Below are 22,087 nucleotides of genomic sequence, written 5' to 3'. Positions count from 1 at the left end.
AAAGATTAAAAAGATATAGTAAATCACTAGTTGCAATCTTAGCTGTAACTGTCAGAATATTTTGTAAGAAACGCTTTCAACATTGAACAAAAGGACTTTTTTCTGCTATAATAAACTGTAACGCAAAACTTGTGGGTGAAATTCCCACCGTGAAGTTTTTCAAGAAAGGTGGGGACAGTCTCGTAAAGGTAGAGCTGTCCGTTATCAAAATAATATGACATCAGTAGTTGTTGTAGGTACCCAGTGGGGTGATGAAGGTAAAGGGAAAATAACAGATTTCCTAAGTCAAGATGCCGAAGTGATCGCACGCTATCAAGGTGGAGACAATGCAGGTCACACGATTGTTATCGATGGTAAGAAATTCAAATTGCACTTGATTCCGTCAGGTATTTTCTTCCCAGAAAAATCTCTGTTATTGGGAATGGTGTAGTGGTCAATCCTAAATCACTTGTCAAAGAGTTGGAATATCTTCATGCGGAAGGTGTGTCAACAGACAGTCTTCGTGTTTCTGATCGTGCGCATGTTATCTTGCCATACCATATTAAACTTGATCAACTGCAAGAAGCTGCTAAGGGTGACAATAAGATTGGTACAACTAATAAAGGCATCGGTCCAGCTTATATGGATAAGGCTGCGCGTGTCGGTATTCGTATTGCAGACCTTTTGGACAAGGAAGTCTTTGCTGAACGTTTGAAGACAAACTTGGCTGAAAAAAATCGTCTCTTTACTAAGATGTATGGGTCTGAAGGACTGTCATTCGATGATATTTTTGAAGAATATTATGCTTACGGCCAACAAATTAAACAGTATGTCACGGATACATCTGTTATCTTGAATGATGCTCTTGACGCTGGCAAACGTGTTCTCTTTGAAGGAGCTCAAGGAGTTATGCTTGACATTGACCAGGGAACGTATCCATTTGTAACGTCATCAAACCCAGTTGCGGGGGGTGTTACAATTGGTTCTGGTGTTGGTCCATCTAAAATCAATAAAGTGGTTGGTGTATGTAAGGCCTATACGAGCCGTGTTGGTGACGGACCATTCCCAACTGAATTGTCTGATGAAGTGGGTGAACGCATCCGTGAAGTTGGTCATGAGTATGGAACAACAACTGGACGCCCACGTCGTGTGGGATGGTTTGACTCAGTCGTGATGCGTCATAGCCGTCGTGTATCAGGAATCACAAACCTTAGCTTGAACTGTATTGATGTTTTGTCAGGTCTTGATACGGTGAAAATTTGTGTAGCTTATGATCTTGATGGTAAGCGCATCGATTACTATCCAGCTAGTCTTGAACAATTGAAACGTTGTAAACCAATCTATGAAGAGTTACCAGGTTGGGAAGAAGACATCACAGGTTGCCGTAGTTTAGATGAGCTTCCTGAAAATGCCCGTAATTATGTTCGTCGTGTTGGTGAATTGGTAAGTGTACGTATTTCTACCTTTTCAGTAGGACCAGATCGTGAGCAAACTAATATTCTTGAAAGTGTCTGGTCAAATATTTAATAACACATTAAGGAAGAATCTAGAAAATAGGTTCTTTTTTTCTGAATCTTAAACCTAGTAAAGGCTGACAGAGGCCAGTAATTGTTAGGGAAAGTGCTTGCTAAATTTTCGACAGTAATAAGGAAGAAGTCTTTCTATTTGATTAGTTTTTCGGTATAATATGGGTTGATTAGATGAAAATGAGTGAGCATTTACTTTATTATTTCAAATGCGGACTCTCAATGTGGTAAAATAAGTAACTATATCTCTTAATATCTTTGACAAGAGGTGGATAATGAAGAAGATTGTATTTGTTTGTTTAGGCAACATTTGTCGTAGCCCTATGGCAGAATTTGTGATGAAAGCACTTAATCAAGAGGAAGCTTTGCAGATTGAGAGTCGTGCAACATCTTCATGGGAACATGGAAACCCAGTTCACCAGGGAACGCAAAAAATTTTAAGAAAATATGCGATTTCTTTTGATCCTTCTAAGAGATCACAGCAGATTAATCAGTTAGATTTTGAATCTTTTGATTTAATTTTAGGAATGGATGAGTCAAATGTTGATGATCTTTTACAATTATCTGCGGGACGTTATGATGATAAGATCAAGCTTTTTCGGTCTGGTGGAGTTCCGGACCCGTGGTATACAGGGGACTTTGAAGAAACATACAAATTGGTAATGGAAGGTTGCCAAGATTGGTTACAATGGATTAAGGATAGACAATGAATTTTAAACAATTAAAAGATTTTGATTTTAAAAATATTGATCTTAAAAATATTGAGATTGATCGTAATCAATTTGAACGTATCGCAGTAGGAGTTATTATTCTTTGCGCATTGTCCTTGTTTTTAGTGACTATAAAAACACAGCACTCTATCAAGGTTGATGGGACTAAAATTACCTATAAAGGTCAAATGCAAAACCACCGTTTAAATGGTCAAGGAACTCTGACTTATGATAATGGCGACACCTATACAGGTGAATTTAAGAATGGTTCCTTTAATGGTCAAGGAACATTCAAATCTCACGAGGGTTGGACCTATGTGGGGGAATTCAAATCTGGTCAAGCTGATGGTCAAGGTAAATTGACTACTGAAAATAAAGTTACCTACAAAGGAAAATTTAAACAGGGGATTTTTAAAGGATGAGAATTAACTGGTTTTCTTATATTCGTGTGACAGGACTTCTCTTAGTTCTTGTTTATCATTTCTTCCCAAGTGTTCTTCCTGGGGGGTTCATTGGTGTTGATGTCTTCTTTACTTTCTCGGGGTATCTGATTACAGCTCTTCTTATTGATGAAGTGTCTAGAACGCATCGTATTGATTATCTTGGTTTTATGCGACGTCGTTTTTACCGGATAGTACCACCGCTTGTATTGATGGTTCTTATCTGCACCCCCTTGGCACTCCTAGTTCGAAATGATTTCATAGCAGGTATTGGACGTCAAATCACCTCTGTTCTTGGTTTTGTGACTAACTATTATGAAATTTGGACCGGAGGAAATTATGAGAATCAGTTTAACCAGCATATTTATCTCCATACGTGGAGTCTGGCTATCGAGGTTCACTACTACATTCTCTGGGGAGCTTTGCTCTGGTTCTTAGCTAAGCGTGTCAAGCACCAAAATCAATTTAGAGGGCTAGTTTTCATAGTTTCGCTTACTTGTTTTGCGGTAAGCTTCTTATCAATGTTTATTAGTGCTTTCTTTGTTGATAGCTTTTCTCGTCTCTACTTCTCATCGATTACCCATGCTTATCCTTTCTTTTTAGGTTCGCTTTTTGCGACGCTTTCAGGTGTGCATGAGACGACTGCTAGGTTCAAGAAAAATATTCGCCTTTGGGATCTGAAAAAGACAGTCCTATATATGGTTGGAAGCTTTGCCCTATTATTATTGTTAGGATTAGTACTTCATTTTGAAGAGCGCCTTACCTATTTATTTGGCTTTGCTTTAGCTAGTTTGTTTACATCTGTCATGATTTATTCGGCGCGTATTCTTCATGAAAAGTTACCTGGGAAATCAGAGCCTGCTGTCATTAGTTATTTGGCAGAGATTAGTTATAGTGTTTATCTTTTCCACTGGCCACTTTATATTATCTTTAGTCAATTAACAAATAATCTTGTTGCTGTAATAGTGACCACTATTTTATCAATTGTCTTTGCAACACTTTCCTACTATATAATAGAGCCATTTATTGCAGGAAGAAAAGCGAATCTTTTTGGTATAGATTTGGATTTGTCTCCTTATCGCAATATTGTGTTTTATGTCTTTAGTGGGCTCACGTTGATTACGGTACTGATTTCGCTCTTTGCACCAGCTGTTGGGAACTTTGAAAAAGATTTACAAGCCAATGGTTTATCGCAAGCTCAGACTAAGATGAAATTAACGCGTGCTAATGCGGAACATAGTCAGGCTACTTCTTTTGGTGTTAATAAGGGAGTGACAATTCTAGGGGATTCTGTTGCGCTTAGGTCGAAGGATCAGATTGAATCGAAAATTGATAACGTCTATATGGATGCAGTTGTCAGCCGTAACTTATCAACAATCAATGATTTGCTTAAGAATTATGCAGATAGTAATGCACTTGCCAAGGATGTTGTTATTGCTGGTGGTGTTAATGAGATTGATGACTATAAAGGGGTTATTAATAAAATGATTAAAAATCTACCTAAAGGCCACCATATCATCTTTGTGACACCATATAATGGTAGTAAGTCTGGAAGTGAAGCTGCATCTTTGGTTCAGTTGCGTAAGTATGAATTGGAGATGGCTAAGAAATACGACTTTGTAACGGTTGCTGATTGGTACCAAGTGGCTAAGGACAATATTTCTATTTGGAATGGCACAGATGGTGTGCATTTTGGCTCCGATAGTGACTCTATTAACCGTGGTGCTAAATTATATACCAATACGATCAAAGAGGCCATTGCCCAAGCTGATAAGTCGCCAGTTAAAGGTGGTAAAAAATGATATAAAGAGAAGGCAGCATCTGTCTTCTTTTTTTGATGACAAATTTTGACTGCGTTTTTTGTTTTGTGCTAAAATAAGCCTATGGCAAGAATATTAGATAATGATTTATTAGGAGATGAAGAGTATGTTGAGCGTACTCTTCGTCCTCAATATTTTAAGGAATACATTGGTCAAGACAAGGTTAAAGACCAATTAAAAATATTTATAGAAGCAGCAAAACTTCGTGATGAGGCCTTGGATCACACTCTTTTGTTTGGACCTCCAGGTTTAGGTAAGACAACTATGGCATTTGTCATTGCTAATGAGATGGGTGTTAATTTGAAGCAAACATCTGGACCTGCTATTGAAAAAGCTGGTGATTTGGTTGCTATACTCAATGACCTAGAGCCAGGAGATATCTTATTTATTGATGAGATTCATCGGATGCCAATGGCAGTTGAAGAAGTTCTTTATAGTGCCATGGAAGATTACTATATTGATATCATGATTGGTGCTGGTGAGACAAGTCGTAGTGTCCATCTTGAGTTACCTCCTTTCACCTTGGTCGGTGCAACTACACGAGCAGGTATGTTGTCAAATCCTTTGAGGGCTCGATTTGGGATTAATGGTCATATGGAATATTACGAGTTACCTGATTTGACAGAAATTGTAGAACGAACATCGGAAATTTTTGAAATGACCATAACACCAGAAGCCGCTTTGGAATTAGCTCGTCGTAGTAGAGGGACGCCACGTATTGCCAACCGTCTACTTAAGCGCGTGCGGGATTACGCACAAATTATGGGTAATGGTATCATTGATGATAAGATTGCGGATAAGGCATTGACGATGTTGGATGTGGATCGCGAAGGACTAGACTATGTTGACCAAAAAATTCTCCGAACTATGATTGAAATGTATGGGGGAGGACCCGTTGGCCTAGGTACTTTGTCAGTGAATATTGCTGAAGAGCGAGAGACGGTAGAAGATATGTATGAGCCCTACCTTATCCAGAAAGGTTTTATTATGCGTACACGAACAGGACGTGTCGCAACGGCTAAAGCCTATGAGCACATGGGATATGATTATAAGGAACAGAACAGTTAAGAATGCGACAATCCATCCAATCTAAAGGATGGATTTTTGATTTTGTAAAAAATAAGGAAGAAAAAGGAAAAATTTTAAAAAAACCTTGCAATGAGTGGGTTCTTTTGTTATTATATTATGGTGCTGTAAATACAGCGCTTAGCTATGATACAAGAGGTTGCGACACGCCTGGTTGCACTGCCACGCAATCCGTGTTGGTTTTCTTGAGGAGCTAGCCTATTATCTTAAATAGACGAAAGAGGAGAAAAAATGGCAAACAAAAAATTCGTATCCGTTTGAAAGCTTACGAACACCGTACGCTTGATACAGCGGCAGAAAAAATCGTAGAAACTGCAACTCGCACAGGTGCGACAGTTGCTGGACCAGTTCCACTTCCAACTGAACGTAGTCTCTACACAATTATTCGTGCGACTCACAAATATAAAGATTCTCGCGAACAATTTGAAATGCGTACACACAAACGTCTTATTGACATCATCAACCCAACTCAAAAAACAGTTGACGCTTTGATGAAACTTGATCTTCCAAGTGGTGTGAACGTAGAAATCAAACTTTAATTTAAGGCTTGATTTGATTGAGCATAAAAAACGCTCGTTAAAAACTTTTTTGAGCATAAAAAACGCTCATAAAAAACTTTTTGAAATACAATAAAGTAAAGGAAATATTTTCTCATGACAAAAGGAATCTTAGGGAAAAAAGTGGGAATGACTCAAATCTTCACTGAAGCAGGTGAATTTATCCCTGTTACTGTCATCGAAGCTACTCCAAACGTTGTGCTTCAAGTTAAAACTGTTGAAACAGACGGTTACGAAGCAGTTCAAGTTGGTTTTGACGACAAACGCGAAGTATTGAGCAACAAACCTGCCAAAGGCCACGTAGCGAAAGCTAACACAGCTCCTAAGCGCTTCATTCGTGAATTCAAAAACATTGAAGGCTTGGAAGTTGGATCAGAAATCACTGTTGACACATTCGAAGCTGGAGATGTTGTTGACGTAACTGGTACTTCAAAAGGTAAAGGTTTCCAAGGTGTTATCAAACGCCACGGTCAATCACGCGGACCTATGGCTCACGGTTCTCGTTACCACCGTCGTCCAGGTTCAATGGGACCTGTTGCGCCTAACCGTGTTTTCAAAAACAAACACTTGGCAGGACGTATGGGTGGCAACCGTGTGACAATTCAAAACCTTGAAGTTGTACAAGTTATCCCAGAGAAAAACGTTATCCTCATCAAAGGTAACGTACCAGGTGCTAAGAAATCTCTTATCACTATCAAATCAGCAGTTAAAGCTGCTAAATAATAAGAAAGGAGAAATCAGTTAAAAATGGCAAACGTAAAACTATTTGACCAAACTGGTAAAGAAGTTAGCTCAGTTGAACTTAACGACGCTATCTTCGGTATCGAACCAAACGAATCAGTAGTATTTGATGTCGTAATCAGCCAACGCGCTAGCCTTCGCCAAGGTACTCATGCGGTAAAAAACCGTTCAGCAGTATCAGGTGGTGGACGTAAACCATGGCGTCAAAAAGGAACTGGACGTGCTCGTCAAGGTTCTATCCGCTCACCACAATGGCGTGGCGGTGGTGTTGTCTTCGGACCAACTCCACGTTCATACGGATACAAACTTCCACAAAAAGTTCGTCGCCTTGCATTGAAATCTGTTTACTCAGCTAAAGTTGCAGAAGATAAATTTGTAGCAGTTGAAGCTCTTTCATTTGCAGCTCCAAAAACTGCTGAATTCGCAAAAGTTCTTTCAGCTCTTAGCATCGATTCAAAAGTACTTGTTATCGTTGAAGAAGGAAACAAATTCGCTGAACTTTCAGCTCGTAACCTTGCAAACGTAACTGTTGCAACTCCTGCAACTGCAAGTGTACTTGACATCGTAAACGCAGATAAACTTCTTGTTACTAAAGAAGCTATCTCATCAATCGAGGAGGTTCTTGCATAATGAATTTGTATGACGTAATCAAAAAACCTGTTATCACTGAGAAATCTATGGTTGCTCTTGAAGCAGGAAAATACACTTTCGAAGTTGATACACGTGCACACAAACTCTTGATCAAACAAGCAGTTGAAGCTGCATTTGAAGGTGTTAAAGTTGCTAGCGTGAACACTGTAACTGTTAAGCCAAAACAAAAACGTGTTGGACGTTACACTGGTTTCACTTCAAAAACTAAAAAGCTATCATCACTCTTACAGCTGATTCAAAAGCAATCGAGTTGTTTGCAGCTGAAGCTGAATAATCAAAGGAGAAATTAACGTGGGTATTAAAGTTTATAAACCAACGACAAATGGCCGTCGTAACATGACTTCTTTGGATTTCGCAGAAATCACTACAAGCACTCCTGAAAAATCATTGCTTGTTTCTCTTAAGAACAAAGCTGGTCGTAACAACAACGGTCGTATTACTGTACGTCACCAAGGTGGCGGACACAAACGTCACTACCGTTTGATTGACTTCAAACGTAATAAAGATGGCGTTGAAGCAGTTGTTAAAACTGTTGAATATGATCCAAACCGTACTGCAAATATCGCTCTTGTACACTACACTGACGGGGTTAAAGCTTACATCATCGCACCTAAAGGTCTTGAAGTAGGTCAACGTATCGTTTCAGGTCCAGATGCGGATATCAAGATTGGTAACGCTCTTCCACTTGCAAACATCCCAGTTGGTACAGTTATCCACAACATTGAGCTTCAACCAGGTAAAGGTGCTGAACTTATCCGTGCCGCTGGTGCTTCTGCTCAAGTTTTGGGTCAAGAAGGTAAATACGTGCTTGTTCGTCTTCAATCAGGCGAAGTTCGTATGATTCTTGGTACATGTCGTGCAACAATCGGTACTGTCGGTAACGAACAACAATCACTTATCAACCTTGGTAAAGCTGGTCGTAATCGCTGGAAAGGTGTTCGCCCAACAGTTCGTGGTTCTGTAATGAACCCTAATGATCACCCACACGGTGGTGGTGAAGGTAAAGCACCAGTTGGACGTAAAGCGCCATCTACTCCATGGGGTAAACCTGCGCTTGGTCTTAAAACTCGTAACAAGAAAGCTAAATCTGACAAACTTATCGTTCGTCGTCGTAACGAAAAATAATTTAGTCGCTTAGCACATATTATCCGCCAACTCGGTAGCGCTCAGCGCAAGCCGCTGTGGTACATTTAATTTAAAGGAGAAAACTACAAAATGGGACGTAGTCTTAAAAAGGACCTTTCGTCGATGAGCATTTGATGAAAAAAGTTGAAGCTCAAGCAAATGACGAAAAGAAAAAGTAATCAAAACTTGGTCACGTCGTTCAACGATTTTCCCAAGTTTCATCGGATACACTATCGCAGTTTATGATGGACGTAAACACGTTCCTGTTTACATCCAAGAAGACATGGTAGGTCACAAACTTGGTGAATTTGCACCAACACGTACTTACAAAGGTCACGCAGCTGACGATAAGAAAACACGTCGTTAATAGGAGGAGGACACAATGGCAGAAATTACTTCAGCTAAAGCAATGGCTCGTACAGTGCGTGTTTCACCTCGTAAAACACGTCTTGTTCTTGATCTTATCCGTGGTAAGAACGTTGCTGATGCAATCGCAATCTTGAAATTCACTCCAAACAAAGCAGCTCGTATCGTTGAGAAAACTCTTAACTCTGCTATCGCTAATGCAGAAAATAACTTTGGTTTGGAAAAAGCTAACTTGGTAGTATCTGAAACATTCGCAAACGAAGGACCAACAATGAAACGTTTCCGTCCACGTGCGAAAGGTTCAGCTTCACCAATCAACAAACGCACAACTCACGTAACAGTAGTTGTGTCAGAAAAATAAGGAGGTAAACTCGTGGGTCAAAAAGTACATCCAATTGGTATGCGTGTCGGGATCATCCGTGACTGGGATGCGAAATGGTATGCTGAAAAAGAATACGCAGATTACCTTCACGAAGATTTGGCAATCCGCAAATTTATTCAAAAAGAACTTGCAGACGCTTCAGTTTCAACTATTGAAATCGAACGTGCTGTAAACAAAGTTATTGTTTCACTTCACACTGCAAAACCAGGTATGGTTATCGGTAAAGGTGGATCAAACGTTGACGCTCTTCGCGCTCAACTTAACAAATTGACTGGAAAACAAGTACACATCAACATTGTTGAAATCAAGAAACCTGATTTGGACGCTCATCTTGTTGGTGAAACTATTGCTCGTCAACTTGAGCAACGTGTTGCTTTCCGTCGTGCACAAAAACAAGCTATCCAACGTACAATGCGTGCTGGAGCTAAAGGAATTAAAACTCAAGTATCTGGTCGTTTGAATGGTGCCGATATTGCCCGTGCAGAAGGATACTCTGAAGGTACAGTTCCACTTCATACACTTCGCGCTGATATTGATTATGCTTGGGAAGAAGCTGACACAACTTACGGTAAACTTGGTGTTAAAGTTTGGATCTACCGTGGAGAAGTTCTTCCGGCTCGTAAAAACACTAAAGGAGGCAAATAACAAATGTTAGTACCTAAACGTGTTAAACACCGTCGTGAATTCCGTGGAAAAATGCGCGGTGAGGCTAAAGGTGGTAAAGAAGTAGCATTCGGTGAATACGGACTTCAAGCTACAACTAGCCACTGGATTACAAACCGTCAAATCGAGGCTGCTCGTATTGCCATGACTCGTTACATGAAGCGTGGTGGTAAGGTTTGGATTAAGATCTTCCCACACAAATCATACACTGCTAAAGCTATCGGTGTACGTATGGGTTCTGGTAAAGGGGCACCTGAAGGTTGGGTAGCACCAGTTAAACGTGGTAAAGTAATGTTCGAAATCGCAGGTGTACCTGAAGAGGTTGCACGTGAAGCACTTCGTCTTGCTAGCCACAAATTGCCAGTTAAAAGTAAATTCGTGAAACGTGAAGCAGAATAAGGAGAAGACATGAAACTTGAAGAAATCAAAAAGTTTGTTGCTGAGCTTCGTGGCTTGTCTCAAGAAGAGCTTGCTAAAAAAGAAAACGAACTTAAGAAAGAACTTTTCGACCTTCGTTTCCAAGCTGCAGCAGGTCAACTTGATCAAACTGCTCGTTTGAACGAAGTGAAGAAACAAATTGCACGTGTTAAAACAGTGCAATCTGAAATCAAATAATAGATTGGGAAAGGAGCAATTCTAATAATGGAACGTAATCAACGTAAAACCCTTGTTGGACGCGTAGTATCTGACAAGATGGATAAAACAATCACAGTTGTAGTTGAAACGAAACGTAACCACCCAGTCTATGGTAAACGTATCAACTATTCTAAAAAATACAAAGCACATGATGAAAACAACGTTGCTAAAGAAGGCGATATCGTTCGTATCATGGAAACTCGCCCACTTTCAGCTACAAAACGCTTCCGTCTTGTAGAAGTTGTGGAAGAAGCTGTTATTATCTAATAAAACTAAAAGGAGACAATTGAAATGATTCAACAAGAAAGTCGCTTGAAAGTTGCTGATAATAGCGGTGCTCGTGAAATCTTGACTATCAAAGTTCTTGGTGGTTCAGGACGTAAATTCGCTAACATCGGCGACGTAATCGTTGCAACTGTAAAACAAGCTACACCAGGTGGAGCTGTTAAAAAAGGTGATGTTGTTAAAGCTGTAATCGTTCGTACTAAAACTGGTGCTCGTCGTCCAGACGGTTCATACATCAAGTTTGATGACAATGCTGCAGTAATCATCCGCGATGACAAAACTCCTCGTGGAACTCGTATCTTTGGCCCTGTTGCACGTGAATTGCGTGAAGGTGGATACATGCGTATCGTATCTTTGGCGCCAGAAGTACTTTAATCTAACGAAACACAAACTTAGTCCCCTGGCTCAGCTAGGGTGCCCATAGGGCGTAAGAAATAATAGGAGAAATACTCAATGTTTGTAAAAAAAGGCGATAAAGTTCGCGTTATTGCTGGTAAAGACAAAGGAACTGAAGCAGTAGTTCTTAAGGCTCTTCCAAAAGTAAATAAAGTTGTTGTTGAAGGTGTTGCAATCATCAAAAAACACCAAAAACCATCAGCTGAAAACCCTCAAGGTGCTATCGTGGAAAAAGAAGCACCAATCCACGCTTCAAACGTTCAAGTTCTTGACAAGAACGGTGTTGCTGGACGTGTAGGTTACAAAGTTGTTGACGGCAAAAAAGTTCGTTACAACAAAAATCAGGCGAAGTGCTTGACTAATCACGAAGGAAAGGAGAAAGTATTAAATGGCTAACCGTCTTAAAGAAAAATACACTAACGAAGTAATTCCTGCTTTGACTGAAAAATTTAACTATTCTTCAGTTATGGCTGTGCCAAAAGTTGATAAAATCGTTATCAACATGGGTGTTGGTGAAGCTGTAAACAACGCTAAAACTCTTGAAAAAGCTGCTGCTGAGTTGGCACTTATTTCAGGTCAAAAACCATTGATTACTAAAGCTAAGAAATCAATCGCTGGCTTCCGTCTTCGTGAAGGTGTAGCGATCGGTGCTAAAGTTACCCTTCGTGGTGAACGCATGTACGAATTCTTGGATAAATTGGTATCAGTTTCACTTCCACGTGTTCGTGACTTCCATGGTGTTCCAACTAAATCATTTGATGGACGTGGTAACTACACACTTGGTGTTAAAGAACAACTTATCTTCCCAGAAATCAACTTCGACGATGTTGATAAAGTGCGTGGTATGGATATCGTTATCGTAACTACTGCTAACACTGACGAAGAAGGTCGTGAATTGCTTAAAGGCCTTGGAATGCCTTTTGCAAAATAATCTAGGAGGTAAATAAATTGGCTAAAAAATCAATGATTGCTAAGAACAAACGCCCTGCGAAGTTCTCTACGCAAGCTTACACTCGTTGCGAACGTTGTGGACGTCCACACTCAGTTTATCGCAAATTTAAACTTTGCCGTGTTTGCTTCCGTGAATTGGCTTACAAAGGTCAAATTCCAGGTGTTACCAAAGCTTCTTGGTAAAATGATGATGCATTCGAATTAGATTATCTTCTTTGAATGTATTAAAAATATTATTTGAGCCCAGCTCAATCATTAACTAGCAAGTGAACAATTCAAACTACTAGTAAGAGGAGAAAATATAAAATGGTTATGACTGACCCAATTGCAGATTTCTTGACACGTATTCGTAACGCTAACCAAGCTAAACACGAAGTACTTGAAGTACCTGCATCAAACATCAAAAAGGTATTGCTGATATCCTTAAACGTGAAGGTTTTGTAAAAAACGTTGAAGTTATTGAAGATGATAAACAAGGTATCATCCGTGTGTTCTTGAAATATGGACAAAACGGTGAACGTGTTATCACTAACTTGAAACGTATTTCTAAACCAGGTCTTCGTGTTTACTCTAAACGTGAAGATGTTCCTAAAGTTCTTAACGGACTTGGAATTGCGATTATCTCTACATCAGAAGGTCTTTTGACTGATAAAGAAGCTCGTCAAAAGAACGTTGGTGGAGAAGTTATCGCTTACGTTTGGTAAGAAGCTGATACTAAGCACTTATATCAAATGATTTGTGCGAGTTTCGTTGATTAAATTCGATGAAACTCATCCCCGTGAAAACTAGTCACTTTGTGGCTTGATAATCTAACAGGAGAATTAAATACTATGTCACGTATTGGTAATAAAGTTATTACTTTGCCTGCTGGTGTTGAAGTAACAAACAACAATAATGTTGTTACTGTTAAAGGACCTAAAGGCGAACTCACTCGTGAGTTTAATAAAAACATTGAAATCAAAGTTGAAGGCAACGAAGTTACACTTCACCGTCCAAACGACTCAAAAGAAAACAAAACAATCCACGGTACTTCACGTGCCAACTTGAACAACATGGTTGTTGGTGTTTCTGAAGGTTTCAAAAAAGAACTTGAAATGCGCGGTGTCGGATACCGTGCCCAACTCCAAGGTTCAAAACTTGTTCTTTCAGTTGGTAAATCTCACCAAGACGAAGTTGAAGCTCCAGAAGGTATTACTTTTGAAGTACCATCTGCAACTTCAATCGTCGTTAACGGTATTAACAAAGAAGTTGTTGGTCAAACAGCAGCTTACATCCGTGGCCTTCGTTCACCAGAACCTTACAAAGGTAAAGGTATCCGTTACGTTGGTGAATACGTACGTCGTAAAGAAGGTAAAACTGGTAAATAATAGGATATTATCCTTGTGGCAGTTCTTTCAGGATTGTCTATTTACCAAAAGCTCTCATGAGCAAGCATTATAAATAAGAGGTGAAAATTGTGATTTCGAAACCAGATAAAAACAAACTCCGCCAAAAACGCCATCGTCGCGTTCGCGGAAAACTCTCTGGAACTGCTGATCGCCCACGTTTGAACATTTTCCGTTCTAATACAGGCATCTACGCTCAAGTTATTGATGACGTAGCGGGTGTAACGCTCGCAAGTGCATCAACTCTTGATAAAGAAGTTTCTAAAGGAACTAAAACAGAACAAGCCGTTGTTGTCGGTAAACTTGTTGCTGAACGCGCAGTAGCTAAAGGTATTTCTGAAGTGGTGTTTGACCGCGGTGGATATCTCTATCACGGACGTGTTAAAGCTTTGGCTGACTCAGCTCGTGAAAACGGATTGAAATTCTAATAGGGAGGACACTTAATAATGGCATTTAAAGATAATGCAGTAGAACTTGAAGAGCGCGTAGTTGCTATCAACCGTGTTACTAAAGTTGTAAAAGGTGGACGCAACATGCGTTTTGCTGCTCTTGTTGTTGTTGGTGACCGTAATGGTCGCGTAGGATTTGGTACTGGTAAATCTCAAGAGGTTCCAGAAGCTATCCGTAAAGCAGTTGAAGCAGCTAAGAAAAACCTTATCGAAGTTCCTATGGTTGGTACAACTATTCCTCACGAAGTTCGTTCAGAATTTGGTGGAGCGAAAGTATTGTTGAAACCAGCTGTTGAAGGGGCTGGGGTTGCCGCTGGTGGTGCAGTTCGTGCCGTCATCGAATTGGCTGGTGTTGCTGATGTAACATCTAAATCTCTTGGTTCAAACACTCCAATCAACATCGTTCGTGCGACTGTTGAAGGATTGAAACAACTTAAACGTGCTGAAGACGTTGCTGCTCTCCGTGGCATCTCAGTATCTGACTTGGCATAAGAAAGGAGATTATAATGGCTCAAATTAAAATTACTTTGACTAAGTCTCCAATCGGACGCAAACCAGAACAACGTAAAACAGTTGTTGCTCTTGGACTTGGTAAATTGAATAGCTCAGTTGTTAAAGAAGACAACGCTGCTATCCGTGGTATGGTCAATGCAGTTTCTCACTTGGTAACTGTTGAAGACGTTAAATAAAAAATGATTTAAGTCGTAAGGGTTGCCTTGCGACTTAAACTGAATTTCATGTATAGGCGAGTTTTTAATCAAGCTACCTTACTTGGTTAGAGGCGCTAGCATTTTACAAAAAGAGGAGAAAATTAATAATGAAACTTCATGAATTGAAACCTGCTGAAGGTTCTCGTAAAGTCCGTAACCGTGTAGGTCGTGGTACTTCATCTGGTAACGGTAAAACTTCAGGCCGTGGTCAAAAAGGTCAAAAAGCTCGTAGTGGTGGTGGCGTACGTCCAGGATTTGAAGGTGGACAAACTCCATTGTTCCGTCGTCTTCCAAAACGTGGATTCACAAACATCAACGCTAAAGAATACGCACTTGTAAACCTTGATCAATTGAACGTCTTTGAAGATGGTACAGAAGTAACTCCAGCAGTTCTTAAAGAAGCTGGAATCGTTCGTGCTGAAAAATCAGGCGTTAAAGTTCTTGGTAATGGCGAATTGACTAAGAAATTGACTGTTAAAGCAGCTAAATTCTCTAAATCTGCTGAAGCAGCTATCACTGCTAAAGGTGGTTCAATTGAAGTCATCTAATGAGGGGTAACTCATTATGTTCTTTAAACTATTAAAAGACGCATTGAAAGTCAAAAACGTTCGTAATAAGGTTCTATTTACAATCTTCATTATTTTCGTTTTTCGTGTAGGAACTCATGTAACTGTTCCTGGTATCAATGCGGAAAGTTTGAAACAATTAAGTGATTTACCTTTCTTGAACATGCTTAACTTGGTGTCAGGTAATGCTATGAATAACTTCTCTATCTTCTCGATGGGGGTTAGTCCTTACATTACGGCATCAATCATTGTCCAACTTTTGCAGATGGATATCTATCCAAAATTTGTGGAGTGGGGTAAACAGGGTGAAGTTGGCCGTCGTAAATTAAATCAGGCGACTCGTTATATTACTCTTGTTTTAGCATTTGTTCAATCGATTGGTATTACAGCTAGTTTCAATACACTCTCATCAATTTCATTGGTTAAGACACCTAATGTTTCAACCTATTTGTTGATTGGGACAATTTTAACTGCTGGTAGCATAATTGTGACATGGCTTGGTGAACAAATTACTGATAAGGGCTTTGGTAATGGTGTGTCAATGATTATCTTTTCTGGTATCATTGCTTCCATTCCAAAGATGTTCTCAACAATTTATGAGGATTTCTTTGTCAATGTTCGTTCAGGAGAATTGACTCGTTCATATATCATCGTCGCATTGTTGATTGTGGTAGGTTTGGCGATTGTCTTCTTTACGACATTTGTACAACAAGCAGAATATCAAATTCCAATTCAATATACGAAATTGGTTCAAGGGGCTCCAACGAGTTCATACTTACCTTTGAAAGTCAATCCAGCTGGTGTTATTCCCGTTATCTTTGCTAGCTCGATTACGACAATTCCAAGTACGATTCTTCCATTCTTCTCGAAGGTTTCGTGGTTATCTCATTTACAAGGACTACTCTCGTATAATACACCTAGTGGAATGATTACCTATGCGATATTGATTATCTTGTTCTCATTCTTCTACACATTTGTCCAAGTTAATCCTGAAAAAACTGCTGAAAATCTTCAAAAGAATGGGTCTTACATTCCTAGCGTTCGTCCAGGTCGTGAGACTGAAAAGTACATGTCTTCATTACTTAAGAGATTGGCAACAATCGGGGCTGTATTTCTCGCATTTATTTCATTGGCTCCAATTGCGGCTCAACAGTTTATGCACCTCACAAGTTCAATTGCACTTGGTGGTACATCACTCTTGATCTTGATTTCAACTGGTATTGAAGGTATGAAACAACTTGAAGGTTACCTTTTGAAACGTCAATATGTTGGATTTATGAATCTCGAAGACTAAGTCTTCTCATGAACAATCGAGAGGGAAAGAAAGATTGCTTTCTGCCCCTTCTCTTTTGTTTTTTGATAACTCTACCAAGTCTATTAAATCTTGATAGAGTTATTTGAAAACAAAAATAAGGAGTTCGTAAGATGAATCTTTTAATTATGGGTCTACCAGGCGCTGGTAAAGGGACACAAGCTGCAAAAATCGTTGAAGAATTTGGTGTAGCTCATATCTCAACTGGTGATATGTTCCGTGCTGCTATGGCTAACCAAACAGAAATGGGAACTTTGGCAAAATCATTCATCGATAAAGGTGAATTGGTTCCAGATGAAGTGACAAACGGGATTGTAAAAGAACGTTTGGCTCAAGACGACATTAAGGAAAAAGGATTCCTTTTGGATGGTTTTCCTCGCACGATCGAACAAGCTCATGCCTTGGATCAAATCTTGGGTGATCTTGGTTTGGAGCTTGATGGAGTAATCAATATCGAAGTGGATCCATCTTGCCTTCTTGAACGCTTGAGTGGTCGTATTATTCACCGTAAAACAGGTGAAACTTACCATAAAGTATTCAACCCACCAGCTGACTACAAGGAAGAAGACTATTACCAACGTGAAGATGACAAACCTGAAACGGTAAAACGTCGCCTTGATGTTAACATTGCTCAAGGTGAGCCAATCATTGCACACTATCGTGAGCTTGGCCTTGTATCAGATATTCAAGGTAATCAAGATATTGAAGATGTATTCGCTGATGTTAAAAAAGCGATTGCAGCAATTAAATAATTATTTAATCTTACTTGCGTATCAGACTCAAGCATGATATAATACTTTAGTCTGACTTATAATTGTTACCTCTGTGCTCAGAGGAAATCAAATCGAAATTTTAGGGGGTACTTTTGCGTGGCAAAAGAAGACGTGATTGAAATTGAAGGTAAAGTTGTAGAAACTATGCCTAATGCTATGTTTACTGTTGAATTGGAAAATGGACACCAAATTTTGGCGACAGTTTCTGGTAAAATCCGTAAAAACTACATTCGTATTTTGGTCGGTGACCGTGTGACTGTTGAAATGAGTCCTTATGATTTGACACGTGGACGCATCACATACCGCTTTAAATAATCGAAATAATTGGAGGGATTAAAACATGAAGGTAAGACCATCGGTTAAACCAATTTGCGAATACTGTAAAGTTATTCGTCGTAACGGTCGTGTTATGGTAATTTGTCCAACAAATCCAAAACACAAACAACGTCAAGGATAATATAGAAAGGAGAAATCATGGCTCGTATTGCTGGAGTTGACATTCCAAATGATAAACGTGTAGTAATTTCACTTACTTACGTATACGGTATCGGACTTACAACATCTAAGAAAATCTTGGCTGCTGCAGGTGTTTCTGAAGACATCCGCGTTAAAGATTTGACAAATGATCAAGAAGACGCTATCCGTCGTGAAGTGGATGCAATTAAAGTTGAAGGTGACCTTCGTCGTGAAGTAAACCTTAACATCAAGCGTTTGATGGAGATCGGTTCATACCGTGGTATCCGTCACCGTCGTGGACTTCCTGTCCGTGGACAAAACACTAAAAACAATGCCCGCACTCGTAAAGGTAAAGCTGTTGCGATTGCAGGTAAGAAAAAATAATTTAAAATAAAATAGGAGGTAAAAACATTGGCTAAACCAACACGTAAACGTCGTGTGAAAAAGAATATCGAATCTGGTATTGCTCACATTCACGCTACTTTCAATAACACTATTGTTATGATTACAGATGTGCATGGTAATGCTGTAGCTTGGTCATCAGCTGGTGCTCTTGGTTTCAAAGGTTCTCGTAAATCTACACCATTTGCTGCCCAAATGGCTTCAGAAGCTGCTGCTAAATCTGCACAAGAACATGGTCTTAAGACAGTTGAAGTAACTGTTAAAGGTCCTGGTTCAGGTCGTGAGTCTGCTATCCGTGCTCTTGCTGCTGCTGGTCTTGAAGTAACTGCAATCCGTGATGTAACTCCTGTACCACATAATGGTGCTCGTCCTCCAAAACGTCGTCGTGTGTAATCTTTAATAACAATAGTACACAAGGTTCGTTTCGAGGGAGTATAATAAATGATTGAGTTTGAAAAACCAATAATAACAAAAATTGATGAAAATAAAGATTACGGCAAATTTGTCATCGAACCACTAGAACGTGGTTATGGTACAACTTTGGGTAACTCTCTTCGTCGTGTACTTTTGTCATCACTTCCAGGTGCTGCCGTAACATCAATTAAGATTGATGGAGTACTTCACGAATTTGATACCGTACCAGGCGTCCGTGAAGACGTGATGCAAATCATCCTTAATGTTAAGGGTCTTGCTGTAAAATCTTACGTCGAAGACGAAAAACAATTGAACTAGATGTTCAAGGTCCAGCTGAAGTAACTGCTGGGGATATCTTGACTGATAGTGATATTGAAATTGTTAACCCTGATCATTATCTTTTTACTATCGCTGATGGGGCTTCATTGAAAGCAACCATGACAGTAGCTACAAACCGTGGTTATGTTCCAGCAGATGAAAACAAGAAAGATGATGCTCCAGTGGGAACATTGGCTGTAGATTCAATCTACACACCAGTGAAGAAAGTCAATTATCAAGTTGAACCTGCTCGTGTAGGTAGTAACGATGGTTTTGATAAATTGACAATCGAAATCATGACAAACGGAACAATCATTCCTGAAGATGCCCTCGGTCTTTCAGCTCGCGTTTTGATTGAACACTTAAACTTGTTTACTGACCTTACTGATGTGGCTAAGGCTACAGATGTAATGAAGGAAACTGAGAAAGTGAACGATGAAAAAGTGCTTGACCGTACCATCGAAGAACTTGATTTGTCTGTCCGCTCATATAACTGTTTGAAACGTGCCGGTATTAATACCGTTCATGATTTGACAGAAAAAACTGAGCCTGAAATGATGAAAGTCCGTAACCTTGGTCGTAAATCTCTTGAAGAAGTTAAAGTTAAATTAGCTGATCTTGGACTTGGACTTAAAAACGATAAATAATAATATAGGAGGATAACATGGCTTACCGTAAACTTGGACGCACAAGCTCACAGCGTAAAGCGGTTCTTCGTGATTTGACTACAGATCTTATCATTAACGAAGCAATCGTTACAACTGAAGCACGTGCTAAAGAAATCCGTAAAACAGTTGAAAAAATGATTACTCTTGGTAAACGTGGTGATTTGCACGCACGTCGTCAAGCAGCTGCATTTGTACGTAACGAAATTGCATCTGAAAGCTATGATGAAGCAACTGACAAATATACTTCAGTAACTGCTCTTCAAAAACTTTTCTCAGAAATTGCACCTCGTTATGCTGAACGTAACGGTGGATACACTCGTATCCTTAAAACAGAACCACGTCGTGGCGATGCTGCCCCAATGGCAATCATCGAACTTGTTTAATTTTTATCAATTTTGTTGAGTGTTATGATGATGGAATAGCTTTGCTTTTCTTAGTCTAGCTCTGGTCTACCGCTGGGCATTCGCCTAGCGGGAACACTCATCATAAAATGGGAATAAATAAGCATGTAACGCTTGTTTACGAAAGATAATACGGTTGTTTTTCGTAAGCAGGCGTTTTTTAGTCTATAAATCGTCTGAATATTTTGATATAATGGGATAAACTTATTTTTAAAAGGGGAATATTATTTTGACAACAGCCAAGGAACTTCTTAAACAAAGGTATTATTTGCCAATCAAGGAACAACCCGGACTATTTGTAGGAATCGAGTTGGAATACCCTGTTGTTAATTTGAGCGGGAACGCTACGGATGTCTCTCTTACAAAACAACTTTTAATCTATCTTATTGATAATTTTGGTTTTAAAGCGGATAAATTTGATTCTGATAATAATCCTATTCAGCTTATTGAGCAAGCTTCTGGAGATATGATTCTTTTCGAAGTCTCATATAATACGATTGAATTTGCATTTGCCAAGGCTAGTCGGATTGCTGAGGTTGAAGAACGTCTGGATACTTACCTTAGTATGATTCAACCATACCTGCGTAATCATAACCATGAGTTGCAAGGTTGGGGTGTTAATCCTAATTGGGCTAAAAATGATAATAGTCCGGTAAAATCACCTCGTTATGAGATGCTTATGGATTTTCTTGAGCTTTCTAAAGCCAAAAATAATCCCTTCTTTCATAATTACCCGGAATATGGGTCTTTTATCTGTGGGAGTCAAGTGCAGTTGGATGTCTCCAAGCTTTCCTATTTAAGAGTTCTCAACGCTTTTAATCAGATCGAGGGTCCTAAAGCAGTATTATTTGCTAATTCGGAATTTTGGGGTTCTGATTGGGATTTAGCAATTTCGAGGGATGTTTTTTGGGAGAATTCCATGCATGGTGTCTTTGAAGAAAATGCCGGGATTTTCCCAAGAATGTTCAAGAATGAAGATGATTATTTTTCTTATTTATCTGAGACAGCTATTTTTACTGCAAAACGGGCTGAGGAAACCTACTATTTTGAACCGATACGAGCTAAAGACTATTTGAATAAATCAGCTATTCAAGCCTGGTCTATTCATGGTAAAGAAGTTTCGATTAAGCCGAGTGAGGACGACTTTAAAACGCATCGATCTTATCAATTTCAAGATTTAACGACTAGAGGAACTATTGAGTTTCGAAGTGTTTGTACGCAACCTTTTTCAGCGACTTTCGCACCAGCAGCCTTTCATCTGGGGCTGTTAGTCAATTTAGAACGTTTAGAAAATATTTTAAAAGAGTCCCCATTTTTTGAAGCTTTTGACTTTGATTATCCAAGAATTCGTCGTTTATTTTCGAAAAAGGATATTTCTGATACAGACCTTAAATTGATTTTCCCTTTAACAGAAGCGTTATTGGTTTGTGCAGAGGATGGTTTAAAATCACGTGGTTTTGGAGAAGAAATTTACTTAGCTCCTCTTAAAGAGAAGCTGAAAGCATTGAAAGTACAATTCGATTAGTTTTTGATTGAGGTTGAAGGTTTCTATAAATTTTGGAGTGAAATATTAAAAAATCGTTGAAAAAGTATTGACGATACTCGACAACAAATGGTATTATATAATAGTTGTTTCGAATGAGGCAATGGAAAGTTTAGTTAAAAACTTTTCAAAAAGTGTTGACACAATTTGTCAGACTTGATATAATAATTAATGTTGTTAGCGGAAATGGCGGAATTGGCAGACGCGCAGGACTAAGGATCCTGTGACCGCTTTAGGTCGTGAGGGTTCAAGTCCCTCTTTCCGCAGAGTAACCAGTCGGTTGACTGGTTTTTTTGTATTAAAAAATGGCTCTTTGTCAACTGTAGTGGGTGACGAAAAGCTAACATCTAGAGAGAACCTGATAGGTTTTCTCTTT

At 39.3% G+C, this 22,087-nt stretch carries 30 protein-coding genes, 1 tRNA gene and 5 pseudogenes; all 36 read left to right on the top strand.

Going from position 1 to position 22,087, the window contains the following annotated elements:
* Positions 1–214 precede the first annotated feature (214 nt).
* The 36 genes and pseudogenes from HSISS2_RS10215 (at position 215) to HSISS2_RS10040 (ending at position 21,977) form a co-directional block, all read left to right on the top strand.
* Positions 215–1,506, top strand: a pseudogene (locus tag HSISS2_RS10215) (adenylosuccinate synthase).
* A gap of 274 nt (positions 1,507–1,780) precedes the next feature.
* Positions 1,781–2,215: a low molecular weight protein-tyrosine-phosphatase gene (locus tag HSISS2_RS10210; protein ID WP_008536057.1), complete on the top strand. Its 435-nt coding sequence runs from the start codon at positions 1,781–1,783 to the stop codon at positions 2,213–2,215.
* Positions 2,212–2,637, top strand: coding sequence for a membrane protein (locus tag HSISS2_RS10205; protein WP_002887499.1), 426 nt, complete (start codon positions 2,212–2,214; stop codon positions 2,635–2,637). The genes HSISS2_RS10210 and HSISS2_RS10205 overlap by 4 nt, the downstream gene beginning before the upstream one ends.
* Positions 2,634–4,457, top strand: coding sequence for an acyltransferase family protein (locus HSISS2_RS10200; protein ID WP_021146606.1), 1,824 nt, complete (start codon positions 2,634–2,636; stop codon positions 4,455–4,457). The genes HSISS2_RS10205 and HSISS2_RS10200 overlap by 4 nt, the downstream gene beginning before the upstream one ends.
* An 81-nt stretch (positions 4,458–4,538) precedes the next feature.
* Complete coding sequence (ruvB, locus tag HSISS2_RS10195) at positions 4,539–5,543, top strand: Holliday junction branch migration DNA helicase RuvB (RefSeq protein WP_008536059.1); 1,005 nt, start codon at positions 4,539–4,541, stop codon at positions 5,541–5,543.
* 221 nt (positions 5,544–5,764) lie between these two features.
* Entirely contained in the window at positions 5,765–6,100 is a 336-nt protein-coding gene (gene rpsJ, locus HSISS2_RS10185; protein ID WP_134981464.1) for a 30S ribosomal protein S10, read from the top strand.
* A 114-nt stretch (positions 6,101–6,214) separates the two neighbouring features.
* Positions 6,215–6,841 (top strand): 50S ribosomal protein L3, encoded by a 627-nt coding sequence (rplC, locus tag HSISS2_RS10180; protein WP_002885755.1) that lies wholly within the window; start codon positions 6,215–6,217, stop codon positions 6,839–6,841.
* Between the two features lie 24 nt (positions 6,842–6,865).
* A complete protein-coding gene (gene rplD / locus HSISS2_RS10175; RefSeq protein ID WP_002887505.1) occupies positions 6,866–7,489 on the top strand; it encodes a 50S ribosomal protein L4 in 624 nt (207 codons plus the stop codon).
* Positions 7,489–7,784 (top strand): annotated as a pseudogene (locus tag HSISS2_RS10170) (50S ribosomal protein L23). Before rplD ends, HSISS2_RS10170 begins: the two are co-directional and overlap by 1 nt.
* 17 nt (positions 7,785–7,801) lie before the next feature.
* A complete protein-coding gene (gene rplB / locus HSISS2_RS10165; protein ID WP_002887506.1) occupies positions 7,802–8,635 on the top strand; it encodes a 50S ribosomal protein L2 in 834 nt (277 codons plus the stop codon).
* Between the two features lie 90 nt (positions 8,636–8,725).
* A pseudogene (gene rpsS, locus HSISS2_RS10160) lies at positions 8,726–9,002 on the top strand (30S ribosomal protein S19).
* Between the two features lie 15 nt (positions 9,003–9,017).
* Positions 9,018–9,362: a 50S ribosomal protein L22 gene (gene rplV, locus HSISS2_RS10155; RefSeq protein ID WP_002887063.1), complete on the top strand. Its 345-nt coding sequence runs from the start codon at positions 9,018–9,020 to the stop codon at positions 9,360–9,362.
* Between the two features lie 12 nt (positions 9,363–9,374).
* A complete protein-coding gene (gene rpsC, locus HSISS2_RS10150) occupies positions 9,375–10,028 on the top strand; it encodes a 30S ribosomal protein S3 (protein ID WP_002887507.1) in 654 nt (217 codons plus the stop codon).
* 3 nt (positions 10,029–10,031) lie between these two features.
* Complete coding sequence (rplP, locus tag HSISS2_RS10145) at positions 10,032–10,445, top strand: 50S ribosomal protein L16 (RefSeq protein ID WP_002887508.1); 414 nt, start codon at positions 10,032–10,034, stop codon at positions 10,443–10,445.
* A gap of 9 nt (positions 10,446–10,454) precedes the next feature.
* A complete protein-coding gene (rpmC, locus tag HSISS2_RS10140; protein ID WP_002885754.1) occupies positions 10,455–10,661 on the top strand; it encodes a 50S ribosomal protein L29 in 207 nt (68 codons plus the stop codon).
* 27 nt (positions 10,662–10,688) lie between these two features.
* Positions 10,689–10,949, top strand: coding sequence for a 30S ribosomal protein S17 (gene rpsQ, locus HSISS2_RS10135; RefSeq protein ID WP_002885836.1), 261 nt, complete (start codon positions 10,689–10,691; stop codon positions 10,947–10,949).
* 24 nt (positions 10,950–10,973) lie between these two features.
* Positions 10,974–11,342, top strand: coding sequence for a 50S ribosomal protein L14 (gene rplN, locus HSISS2_RS10130; RefSeq protein ID WP_002885711.1), 369 nt, complete (start codon positions 10,974–10,976; stop codon positions 11,340–11,342).
* Positions 11,343–11,420: 78 nt separating this feature from the next.
* Entirely contained in the window at positions 11,421–11,759 is a 339-nt protein-coding gene (gene rplX, locus HSISS2_RS10125) for a 50S ribosomal protein L24 (RefSeq protein ID WP_021146603.1), read from the top strand.
* On the top strand, positions 11,752–12,294 hold the full coding sequence (gene rplE, locus HSISS2_RS10120; protein WP_002887058.1) for a 50S ribosomal protein L5: 543 nt from the start codon (positions 11,752–11,754) through the stop codon (positions 12,292–12,294). The genes rplX and rplE overlap by 8 nt, the downstream gene beginning before the upstream one ends.
* Positions 12,295–12,311: 17 nt before the next feature.
* Entirely contained in the window at positions 12,312–12,497 is a 186-nt protein-coding gene (locus tag HSISS2_RS10115; protein ID WP_001085699.1) for a type Z 30S ribosomal protein S14, read from the top strand.
* 123 nt (positions 12,498–12,620) lie between these two features.
* Positions 12,621–13,018: pseudogene (rpsH, locus tag HSISS2_RS10110) on the top strand (30S ribosomal protein S8).
* A 126-nt stretch (positions 13,019–13,144) separates the two neighbouring features.
* Positions 13,145–13,681, top strand: coding sequence for a 50S ribosomal protein L6 (gene rplF, locus HSISS2_RS10105; RefSeq protein ID WP_002887510.1), 537 nt, complete (start codon positions 13,145–13,147; stop codon positions 13,679–13,681).
* A gap of 89 nt (positions 13,682–13,770) precedes the next feature.
* Complete coding sequence (rplR, locus tag HSISS2_RS10100; RefSeq protein ID WP_002885810.1) at positions 13,771–14,127, top strand: 50S ribosomal protein L18; 357 nt, start codon at positions 13,771–13,773, stop codon at positions 14,125–14,127.
* An 18-nt stretch (positions 14,128–14,145) separates the two neighbouring features.
* A complete protein-coding gene (rpsE, locus tag HSISS2_RS10095) occupies positions 14,146–14,640 on the top strand; it encodes a 30S ribosomal protein S5 (RefSeq protein WP_002887512.1) in 495 nt (164 codons plus the stop codon).
* A gap of 14 nt (positions 14,641–14,654) precedes the next feature.
* Positions 14,655–14,837 (top strand): 50S ribosomal protein L30, encoded by a 183-nt coding sequence (rpmD, locus tag HSISS2_RS10090; protein ID WP_002885773.1) that lies wholly within the window; start codon positions 14,655–14,657, stop codon positions 14,835–14,837.
* A gap of 128 nt (positions 14,838–14,965) precedes the next feature.
* Entirely contained in the window at positions 14,966–15,406 is a 441-nt protein-coding gene (gene rplO / locus HSISS2_RS10085) for a 50S ribosomal protein L15 (protein ID WP_002885849.1), read from the top strand.
* A gap of 16 nt (positions 15,407–15,422) precedes the next feature.
* Positions 15,423–16,718: a preprotein translocase subunit SecY gene (gene secY, locus HSISS2_RS10080; RefSeq protein ID WP_002887516.1), complete on the top strand. Its 1,296-nt coding sequence runs from the start codon at positions 15,423–15,425 to the stop codon at positions 16,716–16,718.
* A 131-nt stretch (positions 16,719–16,849) separates the two neighbouring features.
* Complete coding sequence (locus HSISS2_RS10075; RefSeq protein WP_021146600.1) at positions 16,850–17,488, top strand: adenylate kinase; 639 nt, start codon at positions 16,850–16,852, stop codon at positions 17,486–17,488.
* Positions 17,489–17,605: 117 nt separating this feature from the next.
* Positions 17,606–17,824 (top strand): translation initiation factor IF-1, encoded by a 219-nt coding sequence (infA, locus tag HSISS2_RS10070; protein ID WP_001040189.1) that lies wholly within the window; start codon positions 17,606–17,608, stop codon positions 17,822–17,824.
* Positions 17,825–17,849: 25 nt separating this feature from the next.
* Positions 17,850–17,966: a 50S ribosomal protein L36 gene (rpmJ, locus tag HSISS2_RS11185; protein ID WP_000868345.1), complete on the top strand. Its 117-nt coding sequence runs from the start codon at positions 17,850–17,852 to the stop codon at positions 17,964–17,966.
* Positions 17,967–17,983: 17 nt separating this feature from the next.
* Positions 17,984–18,349: a 30S ribosomal protein S13 gene (gene rpsM, locus HSISS2_RS10065; protein WP_002887519.1), complete on the top strand. Its 366-nt coding sequence runs from the start codon at positions 17,984–17,986 to the stop codon at positions 18,347–18,349.
* A 27-nt stretch (positions 18,350–18,376) separates the two neighbouring features.
* Entirely contained in the window at positions 18,377–18,760 is a 384-nt protein-coding gene (rpsK, locus tag HSISS2_RS10060; RefSeq protein WP_002887520.1) for a 30S ribosomal protein S11, read from the top strand.
* A gap of 48 nt (positions 18,761–18,808) precedes the next feature.
* Positions 18,809–19,746 (top strand): annotated as a pseudogene (locus tag HSISS2_RS10055) (DNA-directed RNA polymerase subunit alpha).
* Between the two features lie 17 nt (positions 19,747–19,763).
* On the top strand, positions 19,764–20,150 hold the full coding sequence (rplQ, locus tag HSISS2_RS10050) for a 50S ribosomal protein L17 (RefSeq protein WP_002887523.1): 387 nt from the start codon (positions 19,764–19,766) through the stop codon (positions 20,148–20,150).
* 247 nt (positions 20,151–20,397) lie between these two features.
* The gene (locus HSISS2_RS10045; RefSeq protein WP_021146597.1) at positions 20,398–21,693 is read left to right on the top strand and encodes a hypothetical protein; all 1,296 of its coding nucleotides are present in this window, start codon (positions 20,398–20,400) and stop codon (positions 21,691–21,693) included.
* Positions 21,694–21,891: 198 nt separating this feature from the next.
* Positions 21,892–21,977 (top strand) — tRNA-Leu (locus tag HSISS2_RS10040).
* Positions 21,978–22,087 lie beyond the last annotated feature (110 nt).

This window comes from Streptococcus sp. HSISS2, from assembly GCF_000448665.1.
Taxonomy (GTDB): domain Bacteria; phylum Bacillota; class Bacilli; order Lactobacillales; family Streptococcaceae; genus Streptococcus; species Streptococcus raffinosi.
This window is presented reverse-complemented; position numbering and strand designations above follow the sequence as displayed.

Coding starts and splice junctions, on each gene's coding strand:
- rpsE (WP_002887512.1), top strand. CDS start 14,146: ATGGCATTTAAAGATAATGCAGTAGAACTTGAAGAGCGCGTAGTTGCT.
- HSISS2_RS10075 (WP_021146600.1), top strand. CDS start 16,850: ATGAATCTTTTAATTATGGGTCTACCAGGCGCTGGTAAAGGGACACAA.
- rpsM (WP_002887519.1), top strand. CDS start 17,984: ATGGCTCGTATTGCTGGAGTTGACATTCCAAATGATAAACGTGTAGTA.
- rplC (WP_002885755.1), top strand. CDS start 6,215: ATGACAAAAGGAATCTTAGGGAAAAAAGTGGGAATGACTCAAATCTTC.
- rpmJ (WP_000868345.1), top strand. CDS start 17,850: ATGAAGGTAAGACCATCGGTTAAACCAATTTGCGAATACTGTAAAGTT.
- HSISS2_RS10210 (WP_008536057.1), top strand. CDS start 1,781: ATGAAGAAGATTGTATTTGTTTGTTTAGGCAACATTTGTCGTAGCCCT.
- rpmD (WP_002885773.1), top strand. CDS start 14,655: ATGGCTCAAATTAAAATTACTTTGACTAAGTCTCCAATCGGACGCAAA.
- rpmC (WP_002885754.1), top strand. CDS start 10,455: ATGAAACTTGAAGAAATCAAAAAGTTTGTTGCTGAGCTTCGTGGCTTG.
- rplD (WP_002887505.1), top strand. CDS start 6,866: ATGGCAAACGTAAAACTATTTGACCAAACTGGTAAAGAAGTTAGCTCA.
- rplV (WP_002887063.1), top strand. CDS start 9,018: ATGGCAGAAATTACTTCAGCTAAAGCAATGGCTCGTACAGTGCGTGTT.
- rplX (WP_021146603.1), top strand. CDS start 11,421: ATGTTTGTAAAAAAAGGCGATAAAGTTCGCGTTATTGCTGGTAAAGAC.
- rplP (WP_002887508.1), top strand. CDS start 10,032: ATGTTAGTACCTAAACGTGTTAAACACCGTCGTGAATTCCGTGGAAAA.
- HSISS2_RS10205 (WP_002887499.1), top strand. CDS start 2,212: ATGAATTTTAAACAATTAAAAGATTTTGATTTTAAAAATATTGATCTT.
- rplF (WP_002887510.1), top strand. CDS start 13,145: ATGTCACGTATTGGTAATAAAGTTATTACTTTGCCTGCTGGTGTTGAA.
- rplQ (WP_002887523.1), top strand. CDS start 19,764: ATGGCTTACCGTAAACTTGGACGCACAAGCTCACAGCGTAAAGCGGTT.
- ruvB (WP_008536059.1), top strand. CDS start 4,539: ATGGCAAGAATATTAGATAATGATTTATTAGGAGATGAAGAGTATGTT.
- rplE (WP_002887058.1), top strand. CDS start 11,752: ATGGCTAACCGTCTTAAAGAAAAATACACTAACGAAGTAATTCCTGCT.
- secY (WP_002887516.1), top strand. CDS start 15,423: ATGTTCTTTAAACTATTAAAAGACGCATTGAAAGTCAAAAACGTTCGT.
- rplO (WP_002885849.1), top strand. CDS start 14,966: ATGAAACTTCATGAATTGAAACCTGCTGAAGGTTCTCGTAAAGTCCGT.
- rplN (WP_002885711.1), top strand. CDS start 10,974: ATGATTCAACAAGAAAGTCGCTTGAAAGTTGCTGATAATAGCGGTGCT.
- rpsQ (WP_002885836.1), top strand. CDS start 10,689: ATGGAACGTAATCAACGTAAAACCCTTGTTGGACGCGTAGTATCTGAC.
- HSISS2_RS10200 (WP_021146606.1), top strand. CDS start 2,634: ATGAGAATTAACTGGTTTTCTTATATTCGTGTGACAGGACTTCTCTTA.